Below are 14,484 nucleotides of genomic sequence, written 5' to 3' on the forward strand. Positions count from 1 at the left end.
CCTCCTCCAGCCCCGCCGTGAAAGGCGGGCCTGCGGCATGGCGCCTTTCCTGGCCGCGGGCTAAGGATGGCCCCTCACGGCCATCCCCGGAGGTCCGCCATGACAGCCCCCAACGCGCCCGATCAGGAAGCCGTGGACCAGGCCGAGGCCCTGGCGCGCGAGATGGCCCCGGAACTCCGCTCGGTCGTGCTGACGCATTACCCGGATGCCGATACCCTGGACCTGATGCGTCCGGCGGGGCCCTCCCTGGACACGATGCGGGCTGTGAACCGCGCCGTGGCGGCCGAGATGCTGCGCCAGGGCGTGGAAGTCATGGTCCAGGTGGCGGACCGCGCCGCGTTCCGCCGCTGGATGGATGGCCGCTCCGACACCGAGGGAAGCCGCCTGGGCTGGCGCGACCAGAACCCTGTCCTGCGGGGCACGGAGGCGCTGCGGGCTTTGGGCATATCCGCCCCGCCGCCTGACGCGCGGCGGCCGGACAAGGCGGCCGGCACGCCGGCCGACAGGCTCGTGCGGTTGTTCGCGGGTGAGGATGGCGCGGCCTTCGACGCCTGTGCCGAAGCCCTGATCGCGGCCGGGCGGGACGGCGTGCTGGAGCAGGCGGTGCGCAGGGCGGAAGAGCGCCATGGCGAGGAAGCCGGGCAGGATCTCGCCCACGAACTTCTGGCGATCGCCGGCGTGGCCAATGCCGGGCCTTCCGGATGGGTGGAACTGGTGGCCCTGCCCGTTGCCCTGCCGCTGGGACCCTTGCCGGATGCCGCGGCCCTGTGCGCCAGCCTCCAGGCCGCCGGCACGTTCCGCAAGGGGCTGGAACTGCACCTGCTGCCGCATTGGCGGTCGCCGGATACGCTGGGCGAACTGACCCCGGGCCAGGTGCGGCAGGCCTTGCTGGACCTTGTGGCCAACCGGCAGCCGGCCTCGTTGCCCCCTGCCGAGGAAGCGGCGCTGGCCGAAGGCGGCTTTGGCGTGCTGGTGGGCATCCAGCTTGACTGGACCGTGCCGCTTTGGGACGAAATCGCTGTCACGGGCCTGCCGGATCTGCCGGACGAGGACGAGCCCACGCCGGAGGAAGCCGCCGAGGCGGAAGCCTTTGATCGCTGGCGCGGCGCTGCCTTCCAGGATTTCAATGGCTGCGTGCCCCTGGCGCTGGTGCCCTTCTCCGGGGTGGATGCGGAGATCGCCAGCTTCCTGGAGGAAGCCGCGGACCAGACCAACGGGCTGCAGGAGATCCGCGACTTCATCGACATGGCCCGCCGCGAGGCGCCCGGCGAGGAACTGGTTTGCGTTCCGCGGGTCGAGGGCGAGAGCCTGCATCTCGCGCTCTACACCCGGTCCGGCCGGCTGATGGACCAGATCAGCCTGGATGCCGAACAGCTTCCCATGGCGGCGGCCGAGATGCCGGCGCTGCTCGAAAGCCTCATCCCGGTGATGCCCCGCCCGCCCGCATGAGAAGCGGCGTCGCGCGACAAGGCCGGCCTGGAAAGGCCACGCCCGGGCAGCGTGCGTGTGGGCGGGCGTGGCCGCCCCATCAACCAGGCCCCGCCTGCTGACGGGCCAAAGCGGAAAGGCCGTGGCGCCATGAAAGTGTTCCTGTCCCACACCGAGGCGAGCTTTCCTCTTTACTTTGGCGACCGCGCCCTGGCGGCGCTGAGCCGGCATGCCGAAGTGGTGCGGAACACCACCGGACGCGATCTGCGGGGCGCCGAACTGGCGGAAGCGGCGGCGGGTTGCCAGGCCATCATCGCCTTCCGGGGCAGTCCCGGGCAGGCCGCGACCTTTGAGGCGGCGCCCGATCTGGTGGCCTTTCTGCGCTGCGCCGTGGATATCAGCACCATCGATGTTCCCGCCGCCTCGGCCCAGGGCATTCTTGTGACCCGCGCCACCCCGGGCTTCGTCAATTCGGTCGCGGAACTCGGCCTCGGGATGATCCTGGGGCTGGCGCGCAATATCGCCAGCGCCACGTCGCAATACCATCGGGGCCAAAACCCCGAGCCGCGCCCCGGGATCGAGCTTTCCGCGGCTTCCCTGGGCCTGATCGGTTATGGCCGCATCGCGCGCCGCCTCGCGGAAATGGCGCGCGGCCTGGGCATGCGGGTGATGGCGCATGATCCGGCCAACCCGCCATCCGGAGATGGCATCGGGCCCGTTGGTTTCGCCGAGGTTCTGCAGGCCGATTTCGTGGTCTGTCTCGCCGCCTCGACACGGGAAACCGCCCGCATGATGGATGCGGATGCCTTTGCCGCGATGCGGCGGGGCGCCTTCTTCATCAACCTCGCGCGGGGCGAGGTGGTGGACGAGGCGGCGCTGGAGGCCGCGCTGGATGCGGGGCATCTGGCCGGCGCGGCCATGGATGTCGGAATGGCGCCGGACCAGAAGCCATCGCCGCGGCTGGCGGGCCGGCCCGATGTGATCGCCACTCCCCATATCGGCGGCCTCACGCCGCAGGCCGCCGAGCACCAGGCCATGGACACCGTGCGGCAGGTGGCGGATCTGGCACGGGGGCGGCTGCCCGAAGGAGCGGTGAACGCGCGCGAGGCGCACCGCCTGTCGCGCCTCGGCCTGCGCACGGAGGACGCGGGCTGACGTCACGCCCTTCGCCCTGGAGTGGCGATGTGACGAAAGGCAGGGTGCGGCGTTCTCCCGGGCATGGAAAAGCCCGACATGAACAAGGCAACCGGTTCCGCCAAATCCCGAACAGACCAGCCCGAAAGCCTGGAGGAGCGCGCCGCCCGGCTGGAGCAGCAGCGGGTCGGGCCGGAAGACGAGGTGCGGAAATCATCCGGCGGCCCGGAAACGCAGGTCTCGCCGGATATCGAGCCCGCCGGCAGCTGATCGCGGCGGCCCTTCCGGGCTGGCAGGAGAAGGATCTTGATCATCTTTCTCGATTTCGAGGCCAGCAGCCTCGGCAAGCGCGGCTTTCCGGTTGAGGTGGGCTGGGTGACGGAGGATGGAGGCGAGGAAGGCCACCTGATCCGCCCCGCCCCCGACTGGGATGAATGGGACGCCGAGGCAGAAAGCATCCATGGCATCCCGCGGGAGCGGCTTCTGCGCGAAGGCTCTCCGCATGATGTTGTGGCCCACCGGATGGTGGAAGCGCTGTCTGGCCATGACCTTTTCGCTTCCGCCCCCTCCTGGGACGGGCAGTGGCTCAGCAGGCTGCTGCGTGCCGCCGGGTTGCCGCGCCATGCGCTGCGGCTGCGCGACACGGAGGAAGCGCAGATGGCCACCGCCCTGGCCATCCTGCGGCCCGTGATGCCCGATGGCGCGGCGCTGGAGCGGCAGGCCGAGGCCATCCTGCGGGCGGCGCGGGACGCGCAGGCGGGCGGCGAGCCCGCCGCCCACCGTGCCGTCGCCGATGCTTGGCGGGAAATGCGGCTTTGGCAGGAGGTGCGCCGACGGGCCGAGAAGGCGACGCTGGCCGCGACCTGACCGCCACGCCCCCCAAGTGCCGTTTTCCAGTCATCCCCGGCCCTGAACCACCTGTCCACGGGCCTATCCACAGCTCTGTCCCCGCTTTCTGGGGATAAGCGATCCCGCGTGCCCGAGTTCCCCCGATGTTCCCGCGAGACCGCCCCGGATGCGGGCCGAGGGGTGGTTCATCATCCCCGCGATCCCCAGCAATCCCCGTTTTGCCCTGCTGGCCAGCGGCCAGGCCCCGGATGACATTGGGCCGCCGAAGCAGGAGTTTTCAACCATGCAGACCTATGGAGCCGGCGTCAGGATCACCTTGTCCGGGCCGGATGAGGCGGCCGTGGAGATGGCGGCGGATGAGCTCAAGCAGCGCCTGGGCGCCCGCTTCGCGGTGATGCGGCGGCGGCGCGGCCGGAACTGCCTTCGCCTGATGGCTGTTATGCTGACGGGGTCGGCGGCGCATGTGGATGCCGGCGCCAGCGACCTGATCGACCGGCTTTACGCCGGGCAACCGGCGGGCCCGGGCCGCGCGGCCAACCCGCCCGCTGAACTGCGCCAGCTGGCCTGAAGGCCGGCAACAGGCGGCGCGCGATGGGAGGCACCCGCCAGCGGGGCGGCGTCAGGAGGTTGCGGTCTTGCCCGCCTTGCCGCCACCTTTCCGCCTGGGCGGTGCTTCGCCGGGCGGCGCATCTTGTTGCTTGGCGGGGACCTTCGCTTTCCTGGCGGGGCCGTTCCCCTTGCCGGCGGCCTTCTTTGTTTCGGCGGATGCCGAAGCCTTTCTGGCACTGTTCTTCCGGGGTGCCTCCACTGCTGACGAAGGGGTGGGCGCCGGACTGGACACCGCATCTCCCGCTGCTGGGCGCTCTGGAGAGGCTTCGGCTTGCAGGGCGGCTTTCTCCTCCGCCTGGGCCTGTTCCCAGAATTCAGCGGCCTGGCCCTCGGGCTGGCCCGCCTGCAGCCAAAGGTAATAAGCCCGCTCCCGGAGCTGCTTCTCCTGGTCTTCTTCCGTCATGCTGTCTCCGAGGTTCCGACGTAACGGCTGGGCAGTAACATGACGGCTTCCGATGGGGCCAGCTATTCCGCCCGTGGAGATAGGCTTGGCTGAAGGCTCCGCTTCTTTCGGGTGAATATCCCCGATGGATCTTCTTCCGGGCGGCCCTGTCGTAGCCGGGCGAGGACGATGCGGCGGCGGAGGGCATGGCCGGAATGGCCCCCTTCGCCGCCGCAACTCCGTCGGGTGTCGCGCCGCCAGGATCCGGGCCGATCCTGCAGCGCGATCGCCGCGCGTCGTCAGTTCGCCTGGAACGTGCCGATCATGTAGCTTTCATTGCCAATCTCGGTGACCCGGCCTTTCACCTCATGGCTCGCAAGATCGACGATCCAGACAACGCTGGAATTGGATTTGCCCTTTGGAGCCCCAGTGATCGCGGCGTAGCGGCCATCGGGCGTGATCGCGATGCCGCGCGGCCGGGAGGGCTCGCCAGTGGGGGTTTTCAGCTCGATCCGCCGGATGGTCGATGGCTGGCCGGCGATCGCCTTGTCGACATCGATGATGTCGATGTTGTTGCTGCGGAACTGGGTGGACAGAATGCGCTTGCCGTCCGGCGTGAAGGCGGCGACGAAGGGGCGCGTCGCCGTGCCGCTGTCATCGGTGCCAACCAGCACGCGCGCCACCTCCGCCTTGGCTGGGTCGCTCAAGGCCTTTTCGACATCGATGATCGAGATCGTGTTGGCTTCCTTGCCGTCGCGCGCATTCTCGCGTGAGGCATGGGCCACCAGGCGGCCATCGAGACTGGTCGAGATGCCGAAGCCGCCGGCCTGCACGGGGATGCGAGCACGCTCGGCATCGGCCGCGCCGGCCACGGCCTTCTTCAGGTCGATGACGGAAATGTCGTCGGTGCCGCCATTGGCCGTGAAGATGGTGCCGCCGCCCAGGGGGCTGATGGTGACGCCGTTCGTGTCGGGAAAGCAGCCGAAGCTCGGATGCGGCGCGGAATGCGGCACCGGGTCCGGCGGGCAGGGAAAGCCCGGCTTGCCATAGGCCTGCTCGATCTTGTGGATGACCTTGTTGGCGGCGAGATCGACGATGTTGATGTGGCGGCCGCCATCCTCGTCGCCTTCCCGCTCGGCATGGGCGAGGGCTGCATATTTGCCATCGGGCGAGATCGCGAAGCCGGTTGCGCCGAAGCCTTCTGAATCGATATGGGCCTCCACGGCGGCCAGCGTGCCGTTCGCCTGCGGATCGAGCGCCTTCCTCAGGTCCACCACGGTGACCGAGCCGGCATGGCCGTGCTGAAAGGCGCCGGCCGCCTGCGGCGTCGCCTTGCCGGAATGGTTCACGACATAGGCGCGCCTTTGGTCGGGCGCGATGGTGACGATGATGGGCTGGCCGCTGGCGACGGTATCCTTCCTGTCCGACCCGTCGAGGCTGATATCCGGCGTGACGCGAAGGCGGTTGACGACCGCCTTCGCCGTGCCGTCATTGGCGGGATCGAGTGCCTTGTCCAGGTCGATCACCAGAACAACATTGTCCCAGCGCCCGCTGGCCAGGAAATAATCCTTGGCCATGGCCGGCATGGTGATGCTCATGAGCGCCAGCGCGCAGGCGCCAGCCGGTAAGCCTGTTCTTGCCACGTATTGTCCTCCCTGCGCCCGTTGACCGGGCTTGGTGTGGTGACCTTCTAAGCCTTCTCCTCCAGGGCCATGGCCAGCACGCGGGCGACATGAAGCGCCTCGCGCTTTGCTCCATCATGGATCTGGTGGCGGCAGCTTGTTCCATCGGCGACGATCAGGTCGGCCGGGGCGGCATTGCGCACCGCCGGCAACAGTGACAGCTCGCCCATTGCCAGCGAAACATCGATCGTCGCCGCGCCATAGCCGAAGGCGCCGGACATGCCGCAACAACTCGACTCGATCGGGCGCACATCGAGGCCCGGCACGGCGCGCAGCGTCGCTTCAACCGCCCCCATCGCATCGAAGGCCTTCTGGTGGCAATGGCCGTGCAGATGGGCGACCTTGCCGCCCTGATGGGCCAGCGGCAGCCTGGTCCTGCCGGCCTTGATGTCGGCGGCGAGCAATTCCTCGAACAACAGCGCCGCCTTGGCGAGAGGCGCCGCCTGCTCCTTCGGCAGCAGCGCCGCGAACTCGTCGCGGAAGCTCATCACGCAGGATGGTTCGAGGCCAATGATGCGCGCGCCCTTCTCGACGAAGGGCAGAAGCGTTTCCGTGGTGCGCCGCGCTTCCTGCCGGGCTTCCTCGACACGCCCGGCCGAAAGAAAGGTGCGCCCGCAGCAAAGCGGCCGGGAACCGCCGCCCGCCGGCGCCACGCGGTGCAGCCTGTAGCCGGCGGCAGTCAGCACGCGCTCCGCGGCTTCGAGATTCTCGCGCTCGAAGTAGCGGTTGAAGGTGTCGCCGAACAGGATGATGTCCCGCCCGTCTCCCTGCATGTCTGCCGGGCTGGCGGAACGGCCGGCTTCGCGCCAGGGCTTCCGCCAGACCGGCAGGGAGCGGCGCGCGCTGAAGCCCAGCCAGCGCTCGCTCAGCCGCGCAAGGGCGGGAAGGCGGTCGCGCAGGTTCATCAGGGGCGCCATCCTCGCCGCGATGGGCGCGTAGCGTGGCAGCCAGGCGATGAGCCGGTCCTTCAGCGGCAGGCCATGGCGGGCATGATAATGGTGCAGGAACTCGATCTTCATGCGGGCCATGTCGACGCCGGTCGGGCAATCCCGCTTGCAGCCCTTGCAGGACACGCAAAGATCCAGCGTTTCCTTCATCTCCGCGGATGTGAAGGCATCCGGCCCGAGTTGCCCGGAAATGGCGAGCCGCAGGGAATTGGCCCGCCCGCGCGTCACATGCTGCTCCTCGCGCGTCGCCCGGTAGGAGGGGCACATCGTGCCGTCCGCCAGCTTGCGGCATGTGCCATTGTTGTTGCACATCTCGACGGCGCCACCGAAGCTGCCCCATTCCGACCAGTCCAGCGCCGGTGCCGCCGGCAGAGCCGTCGCGTAGTCGGGTGGGAACCGCATCAGGTCGCGGTCATCCATCCGGTAGGGCCGCACGACCTTGCCGGGATTGAGCTGGTTGCCCGGGTCGAAGCCGTCCTTGACTTCCTCGAAGGCGCGGGTCAGGGAGCTGCCGAACATCGGCTCGACGAATTCGGAGCGGGAGATGCCGTCGCCATGCTCGCCGGAGAAGGAGCCCTTGAACCGGCGCACCAGGTCGCAGGCCTCCTCGGCGATGCCGCGCATCGCCTTCGCCCCGGCCTCGGTCTTCATGTTCAGGATCGGGCGCACATGGAGGCAGCCGACCGAGGCATGCGCATACCAGGTGCCGCGCGTGCCATGCCTTTCGAACAGGGCGGTGATCGAATCCGTGTAATCCGCCAGATGTTCCAGCGGCACGGCGCAATCCTCGATAAAGGAGATCGGCTTCCCGTCGCCCTTCATGGACATCATGATGTTGAGGCAGGCCTCGCGCACCTCCCAGACCGGCTTCTGCCGGGCCGGCTCGATCACCTCGACCACCGCCTCCGGGAAGCCGTGATCGGCCATGCACTGATCGAGGCGCTTCAGGTCCCGCTTCAGCATGTCGAGGTCGTCGCCGGCGAATTCCACCAGCAGAAGGCAGTTCGGCTGGCCCCTGGTGATATCGGCGAGCGTGCGGACAAAGAGCGGAATGTCGGCGCCCAGGACCAGCACGTTGTTGTCCACCAGCTCGACCGCGACAGGGCCGAGCGCGACGAGGTGCTGGGTGGTTGTCATCGCGTCGCGGAAGCTGGGGAAGTGGCAGACCCCCATCACCCGGTGCCGCGGCAGCGGCGAAAGCTTGAGCGTCGCCTGCGTGGTAAGGGCCAGCGTGCCTTCCGATCCCACCAGCAGATGGGAAAGATTGGGCTGTGCCGGAAGCAGCTCGTCCAAGTTGTAGCCACCGACCCGCCGCTGCACCTTTGGGAAGATGGCCTCGATCTCGTCCCGGTGTTGCCCGGCCAGCGCCACCATCCGCGTCATCAGCTCGCGCGCGCGGACGGAGGCATTGTCGCCCACCGGCCCCTCGCCGAGGGTGAAGGCTTCGCCATCGTGAAACATCGCGCTCAGGCCGAGCACGTTGTCGACCATCTTGCCATAGCGCAGCGAGCGGGCGCCCGAGGAATTGTTGCCGGCCATTCCGCCGATCGTGCAGCGGCTGGCCGTGGAAGGCTCCACCGGGAAGAACAGGCCGTCCTTGCGCAGGCGGGTGTTGAGCGTTTCCAGCACCATGCCGGGCTGGACGGCAATGGTGCGCGCGGCGGGGTCGTAGTCGCAGATGGCGTTGAAGTGGCGGCTGAGATCGAGCACGAGGCCATCGCCGATGGGCTGGCCGTTTTGGGAGGTGCCGCCACCCCGGGCGATGACCGGCACGCCATGCTCGGCCGCGATCGCCAGGGTTGCCGCGATATCGCTTTCGGTTTGTGGCAGGACAACGCCCTGGGGCATGATCTGGTAGATCGATGCGTCGGTGGAATAGCGGCCGCGCGTGAAGGCGTCGAAGCGGACCTCGCCCTGGATTTCCCTGGAAAGGCGGCGCTCAAGGCCGAGATTGCGGGTATAGCTGCGCGGCGCAGTGATCTTGTTCATCGTCGTCCTACTCTGCGGCCTTGGCCGCTTTCGCCGATTCGTTGCGCCGTCCCAGGGCGGCGATGGCGTCCGTGATCGGCCCCCACAGCAGCAGAACCAGCGCGACGATGACCAGCCCGGAAACCAGGCCGTTCGCCCAGAAGACATCGAGCGAGCCCGCCGAGCCAAGCAATGCTTGGCGGAAGGCGTCTTCGGCCCTGTCACCCAGGACCAGGGCCAATACCAGCGGAGCAAGCGGGTAGTCGAGCTTCTTGAAGATGTAGCCAAGGATGCCGAAGCCCAGCATCACCCAGATATCGAAGACCGAATTGGAGATCGTGTAGGCGCCGATGGCGCAGACGATCAGGATCACGGGCGCGACAAAGGAAAACGGGATCCGCATCACGGCGGCGAACAGCGGCACCGTCGCAAGCACGATGATGAGGCCGGCCAGGTTGCCCAGATACATCGAGGCGATCAGGCCCCAGACGAAATCCTTCTGCTCCACAAAGAGCATCGGTCCCGGCTGCAGGCCCCAGACCAGCAGGCCGCCCAGCAGAACCGCGGCCGTGGCGGAGCCCGGAATGCCGAGGGCAAGCATCGGCAGCAGGGCGCTGGTGCCCGCGGCATGCGCCGCCGTTTCCGGCGCGAGCACACCCTCGATCTCGCCCTTGCCGAAATGGGCGCCGCGCTTGGAAAAGCGCTTGGCGAGGCCGTAGCCCATGAAGGAGGCGGCGATGGCGCCGCCCGGTGTCACGCCCATCCACATGCCGACGACGCAGGACCGCACCAGCGTCAGCCAATAGCGGGGCAGGCTGGCCCAGGTCTTGAGGACGACCTTGAGGTCGATCTTGGCGTGCTTGCCCTTGAAGACGAGGCCTTCCTCCGCGGTGAGAAGGATCTCGCCGATGCCGAACAGGCCGATCACGACCACAAGAAAGTCGAAGCCGCGCATCAGCTCCGTTGAGCCGAAGGTCATGCGCAGGTCGCCCGAGATGGAATCAAGGCCCACCGCCGCCAGCAGAAAGCCGATGCAGAGCGAGGTGATGATCTTGGCGCGGTTGTCCCGGCCCATGCCGACAAAGGAACAGAAGGTCAGCAGGAACACCGCGAAGAATTCCGCGGGCCCGAACCGGAGCGCGAAGGAGGCGACAAGCGGCGCGACAAAGGTGATCAGCACCACGCCGGAAAGCGCGCCGATGAAGGATGCTGTGAAGGCAGCGGTCAGCGCCTCGGCCGCATGGCCCCTGATGGCCATGGGGTAGCCGTCAAAGGTGGTCGCGACCGACCAGGCTTCCCCGGGGATGTTGAACAGGATCGAGGTGATCGCACCGCCGAACAGCGCCCCCCAATAGATCGAGGACAGCAGGATGATGGCCGATGTCGGGTCCATGCCGAAGGTCAGGGGCAACAGGATGGCGACGCCATTCGGGCCGCCAAGGCCGGGCAGCACGCCGACCACGATGCCCAGGATGACGCCAAGCGCCATGAAGCCGATATTGTGCCAGGACAGCGCGATCTGGAAGCCGGCGAGAAGGGAGGAGAAATCGTCCATCGGTCGCTCTCAGTAGCCGAGTGCCGCCTCGAGCGGACCCTTCGGCAGTGGCACGCGGAACTGGAGCTCGAAGATCCAGAAGCAGGCGATGGGAACAATGACGGCGGTGAGCAGGATCGACCACCAGCGCGATCCGCCGACGACGCCCATGAAAGCGACAATGAAGATCGCTGCGGCGACATAAAGGCCGAGCGGTCCGATCAGTGCCACGAACAGCACCAGCGGCCCCAGCACGCGGGCGACCTGGCCGAGCTGTCCATAGGTCACGAAGATGCCGCTTTCCGTCCGGAAGGACTGCCAGAGCACGAACACCGCCGCCGCCAGGAAGATCCAGCCGACGCGCGCCGGGAAGAACCCGTTCTGCGGTCCCCCGTCCCAGCCGGCGCCGCGGCCATGAGAATCGTACAGAACGACGCCGGCGAGGGCGATCAGCGTCAGGGCCACCAGGATCTCGACCGATCGTCGCGGCAAGCCGCGCGGCTCATCTGTGGTGTTGGTCGGCTGCGACATCGGTTACCTCTTGTCCGTCCAGCGGGACGGCGTTGCTGGCGGAACGTTCTGCAATGATCTCGCGCGCGTGCCGGCCTACTTGGCCATGAAGCCGGCCTCGCTCATCAGCCTGGCGTGCTTCTCCTCGTCAGCCTTGAGAAAGGAAACAAAGGCCTCGCCATCGCGGTAATCCCCGACAAGCGCGTTGCGGGCGAGGTAGTCCTTCCATTCCTGCGTTTCGGAAACCTTCTTGAACATGTTGACGTAGAAGGCCTGCTGGTCCTTGGTGACCTTGCCGGGCATGAACATGCCGCGCAGCATCTGGTAGCTGACATTCAGCCCCTGGGAGGTGCAGGTGGGAATGTCCGCCCAGGAGGCATTCTCGGTCACCTTGTCGCGGTAGACCATGGGCTGGTCCGCGAAGACGCAGATCGGGCGGGTGGCCCCGCCGCGCCAATTGGCCAGATCCTCGGCCGGGTTGTTGGTGTTGGCCTCCACATGGCCACCCGAAAGCTGGGTCGAGGCCTGGCCGCCCGAGGTGTAGGGAATATAGGCGAACTTCGCGCCGATCTGCTTCTCCATCGCGAAGACGATGAGGTTGTCTTCCCGCTTCGACGAGGTGCCGCCGATCTTCAAGGGCGGGCTTGCCTTCTTCGCCGCCTCCATGAAGTCTCCGGCGGTCTTGTGCGGGGACTTGGCATTGACCCACAGCACGAAGGAATCCTGAGCCATCATCGCGACGGGTGTGTAATCGGTCCAGTTGAGCGGCAGCTTCGTCGCCATCGGCGTCATGAAGATGCCGCTCGATGTGGTGATCAGCTTGTGCGGGTCGCCGGCCGATTTCTGGATGTCGAGCATGCCTTCGGCACCACCGGCCGCCGGCTTGTTGATAACAATGATGGGCTGGGTGGTGAGCTGGTGCTTCTGGATGATGCCCTGGATCGTCCGCGCCATCTGGTCTGACGCGCCGCCGGCCGAGAACGGCACCACGATCTCGATCGGCTTTGTCGGTTCCCAGGCCAGGGCCGGGGCCGCGCTGGCGAGAGCGGCGGTGACGAAGGGAACGGCGAGCCAATGCATTTTCATCGATGATCTCCCTGGCCGGCGCTCTGTCGGCGCTGTCGGAAAACCGTAGAAGCAAAGCTTTTTGCATTCAATCGGGAAAATGGGAGGCGCCGAAGTGAGGACGAAGCGTCCACCCATGCCCTCTCCTTCCCCCGGAAGGAGATGAACCGGCTCGGTCCGGAGGGCGGCTCAGGGGTTCGCCTGGGCTGCCTTGCGCTTGTTGCGAAGGTGCAGGAACAGCAGGTCCGACAGTTCGCTGCCGGCCCGCCGGCGCAAGGCGTCGAGAATGGCCTCGTGCTCCCGCATCGCCTCCCCCCACCGGTCCCGGTCCTTGGCCATGTTCGCCGAATAGCGGACGCGGCGGATCCGCCCCGAGAGGCTGGCATAGGTCGAGCTGAGCACCGCGTTGCCGGCCGCGGTGACGATCATCTGGTGGATCGCCTGGTTGGCATGGAAATAGCCATGCATGTCCCGGCGGAGATAGAAGCGGTACATCTCATGGTGCATCTGCTCGATCCGCGCGATCTCGGCTTCAGAGATGCGTTCGCAGGCGAGCCGCCCGGCCAGCGCCTCCAGCCCGCCCATCACGTCGAAAAGATCGCGGACATCATTGTCGCTCATCTCCCGGACGCGGGCGCCGCGATTGGGCAGCAGCTCGATCAGCCCCTCGGCGGCGAGGACCTTCAGGGCCTCCCGCAGGGGTGTCCGGGAAATCTGGAAGCGCTCGCAAAGCAGGCGTTCGGGGATGCGGGCGCCATCCGCGAGGTTTCCTTCAACAATGAAGTCCCGCAGCGCCGCCAGCAACTCGTCATGCAGGGAGGTGCCGGCCTTCACGCAGCCGGCCGGGACGGTGGCCTGCTCGCCTGCCATGTCCAACAAAGCGTCCGTCATGCATCCTCGCTACGCCTGAAGCAGCCCGGTGTCGAGCCAATCCGTCAATTTTTGCACGCCATTTGCTGGTTGAACTTATCAGAAATGAATGCAAAATGCCAGTTCAAGGAACTCGCAGGGGCGAGGCTTTCGGGAGGAGAATCGTTCATCATGCAGGGTCGTCATTTTCTGCAGATCCCAGGTCCGAGCCCGGTTCCGGATCGCATCCTCCGTGCCATCTCGATGCCGGTCATCGATCACCGCAGCGCCGAGTTCGGCGCCCTCGGGCGCCATGTGCTGGAAGCCTCCAAGACGGTCTTCAAGACCGAGCAGCCCGTGGTGATCTATCCTTCCTCGGGCACCGGCGCCTGGGAGGCGGCGATCGTCAACACCCTGTCCCCCGGCGACACGGTGCTGATGGCCGAAACCGGCCATTTCGCCACCCTCTGGCACCAGATCGCGGTGAAGTTCGGCATCGAGGTCGAGTTCATTCCCGGCGACTGGCGCCGCGGCGCCGATCCGGCCACGATCGAGGCCAGGCTGACGGAGGACAAGGCGCGCCGCATCAAGGCGGTGATGGTTGTGCATAACGAAACCTCGACCGGTGCCACCAGCCGCATCGCGGAAATCCGCAAGGCCATCGACGCGGCCGGGCATCCGGCGCTGTTCATGGTGGACACCATTTCCTCCCTCGGCTCGGTCGACTACCGGCACGACGAATGGCGCGTCGATGTCACGGTGTCCGGCTCGCAGAAGGGGCTGATGCTGCCGCCGGGGCTGAGCTTCAACGCGATCTCCGAGAAGGCCTTCGCCGCCTCGAAGGGGAACAAGCTGCCGCGCTCCTACTGGGACTGGCAGGACATGGTGAAGATCAACGCCACGGGCTTCTTCCCCTACACCCCGGCCACGAACCTGCTTTACGGCCTCAAGGAAGCCATCGCCATGCTGCATGAGGAGGGGCTGGACAATGTGTTCGCCCGCCACAAGCGGCTGGCCGCGGCCTGCCGCGCGGCGGTGAAGGCCTGGGGGCTTGAGGTGCTGTGCGAGAACCCGGCCGAGCAATCCCCGGTGCTGACGGGCGTGCTGATGCCGCAGGGCCATGACGCCGACCGCTTCCGCAAGATCACGCTGGAGAAATACAACATCTCGCTGGGGTCGGGCCTGGGCAAGGTGGCGGGCAAGGTCTTCCGCATCGGCCATCTCGGCGAATGCAACGAGCTCACCCTGCTCGGGGCGCTGTCCGGCGTGGAGATGGGACTGGCGGCAGCCGGCGTGCCGCACCGGAGCGGCGGCGTCGATGCGGCGATGGCGCTTCTGCGGGATGGAGCGGCGCAGGGCCAGGCGCCGGTGGCCGCGGTCGCCTGATCCCCGGTCCGCTTCGCGCCGGGTGCCTGTGCGCCCGATACCTGTGCGGGGTGGCTGGACGCGCAGGCCCGGCACCCGCACCATGTTGATGGAATCGGGAGCCCGGGCGGTGATGTTTTCCAACCTGGACCCCGGCCATTT

Annotated in this window: 13 protein-coding genes; 6 read left to right on the plus strand and 7 right to left on the minus strand. The window is 67.3% G+C overall.

The genetic code is table 11. The annotated features are described in order from the left end of the window. Positions 1-99: 99 nt before the first annotated feature. The 5 genes from F0Q34_RS14635 to F0Q34_RS14650 all read left to right on the plus strand — a co-directional run bounded on the left by F0Q34_RS14635 (position 100) and on the right by F0Q34_RS14650 (position 3,979). On the plus strand, positions 100-1,449 hold the full coding sequence (locus F0Q34_RS14635; RefSeq protein ID WP_149812962.1) for a hypothetical protein: 1,350 nt from the start codon (positions 100-102) through the stop codon (positions 1,447-1,449). 129 nt (positions 1,450-1,578) lie between these two features. Further along, positions 1,579-2,583 carry an NAD(P)-dependent oxidoreductase gene (locus F0Q34_RS14640; RefSeq protein WP_149812963.1) on the plus strand — a complete coding sequence of 335 codons (1,005 nt, stop codon included), beginning with the start codon at positions 1,579-1,581 and terminating at the stop codon, positions 2,581-2,583. Between the two features lie 78 nt (positions 2,584-2,661). Beyond that, positions 2,662-2,832, plus strand: a complete 171-nt coding sequence (locus tag F0Q34_RS21840) for a hypothetical protein (RefSeq protein ID WP_161600889.1) — start codon at positions 2,662-2,664, stop codon at positions 2,830-2,832. Between the two features lie 36 nt (positions 2,833-2,868). Then, entirely contained in the window at positions 2,869-3,429 is a 561-nt protein-coding gene (locus F0Q34_RS14645) for a 3'-5' exonuclease (protein WP_149812964.1), read from the plus strand. Positions 3,430-3,694: 265 nt separating this feature from the next. After that, complete coding sequence (locus F0Q34_RS14650) at positions 3,695-3,979, plus strand: hypothetical protein (RefSeq protein ID WP_149812965.1); 285 nt, start codon at positions 3,695-3,697, stop codon at positions 3,977-3,979. Between the two features lie 51 nt (positions 3,980-4,030). On the opposite strand, the gene F0Q34_RS14655 is transcribed toward F0Q34_RS14650, so the two are convergent. From F0Q34_RS14655 to F0Q34_RS14685, 7 genes are all read right to left on the minus strand, one after another. Further along, positions 4,031-4,423 (minus strand): DUF2934 domain-containing protein, encoded by a 393-nt coding sequence (locus tag F0Q34_RS14655; protein ID WP_149812966.1) that lies wholly within the window; start codon positions 4,421-4,423, stop codon positions 4,031-4,033. A gap of 278 nt (positions 4,424-4,701) precedes the next feature. Next, positions 4,702-6,000, minus strand: a complete 1,299-nt coding sequence (locus tag F0Q34_RS14660) for a beta-propeller fold lactonase family protein (RefSeq protein ID WP_149812967.1) — start codon at positions 5,998-6,000, stop codon at positions 4,702-4,704. 92 nt (positions 6,001-6,092) lie between these two features. Further along, positions 6,093-9,020, minus strand: a complete 2,928-nt coding sequence (locus F0Q34_RS14665) for an FAD-binding and (Fe-S)-binding domain-containing protein (protein WP_149812968.1) — start codon at positions 9,018-9,020, stop codon at positions 6,093-6,095. A gap of 7 nt (positions 9,021-9,027) precedes the next feature. Continuing rightward, on the minus strand, positions 9,028-10,554 hold the full coding sequence (locus F0Q34_RS14670; protein ID WP_149812969.1) for a tripartite tricarboxylate transporter permease: 1,527 nt from the start codon (positions 10,552-10,554) through the stop codon (positions 9,028-9,030). 9 nt (positions 10,555-10,563) lie between these two features. Further along, entirely contained in the window at positions 10,564-11,064 is a 501-nt protein-coding gene (locus F0Q34_RS14675) for a tripartite tricarboxylate transporter TctB family protein (RefSeq protein WP_149812970.1), read from the minus strand. Positions 11,065-11,139: 75 nt separating this feature from the next. Beyond that, entirely contained in the window at positions 11,140-12,129 is a 990-nt protein-coding gene (locus tag F0Q34_RS14680) for a Bug family tripartite tricarboxylate transporter substrate binding protein (RefSeq protein ID WP_206668033.1), read from the minus strand. Positions 12,130-12,297: 168 nt separating this feature from the next. Then, on the minus strand, positions 12,298-12,999 hold the full coding sequence (locus F0Q34_RS14685) for a GntR family transcriptional regulator (protein ID WP_149812971.1): 702 nt from the start codon (positions 12,997-12,999) through the stop codon (positions 12,298-12,300). 150 nt (positions 13,000-13,149) lie between these two features. Between F0Q34_RS14685 and F0Q34_RS14690 the strand changes: the two genes are divergently transcribed. Then, positions 13,150-14,343 (plus strand): pyridoxal-phosphate-dependent aminotransferase family protein, encoded by a 1,194-nt coding sequence (locus F0Q34_RS14690; RefSeq protein ID WP_174242055.1) that lies wholly within the window; start codon positions 13,150-13,152, stop codon positions 14,341-14,343. The last annotated feature ends 141 nt before the right edge of the window (positions 14,344-14,484 follow it).

Origin of the sequence: Teichococcus oryzae (assembly GCF_008386565.1) — a bacterium.
Classification (GTDB): domain Bacteria; phylum Pseudomonadota; class Alphaproteobacteria; order Acetobacterales; family Acetobacteraceae; genus Pseudoroseomonas; species Pseudoroseomonas oryzae.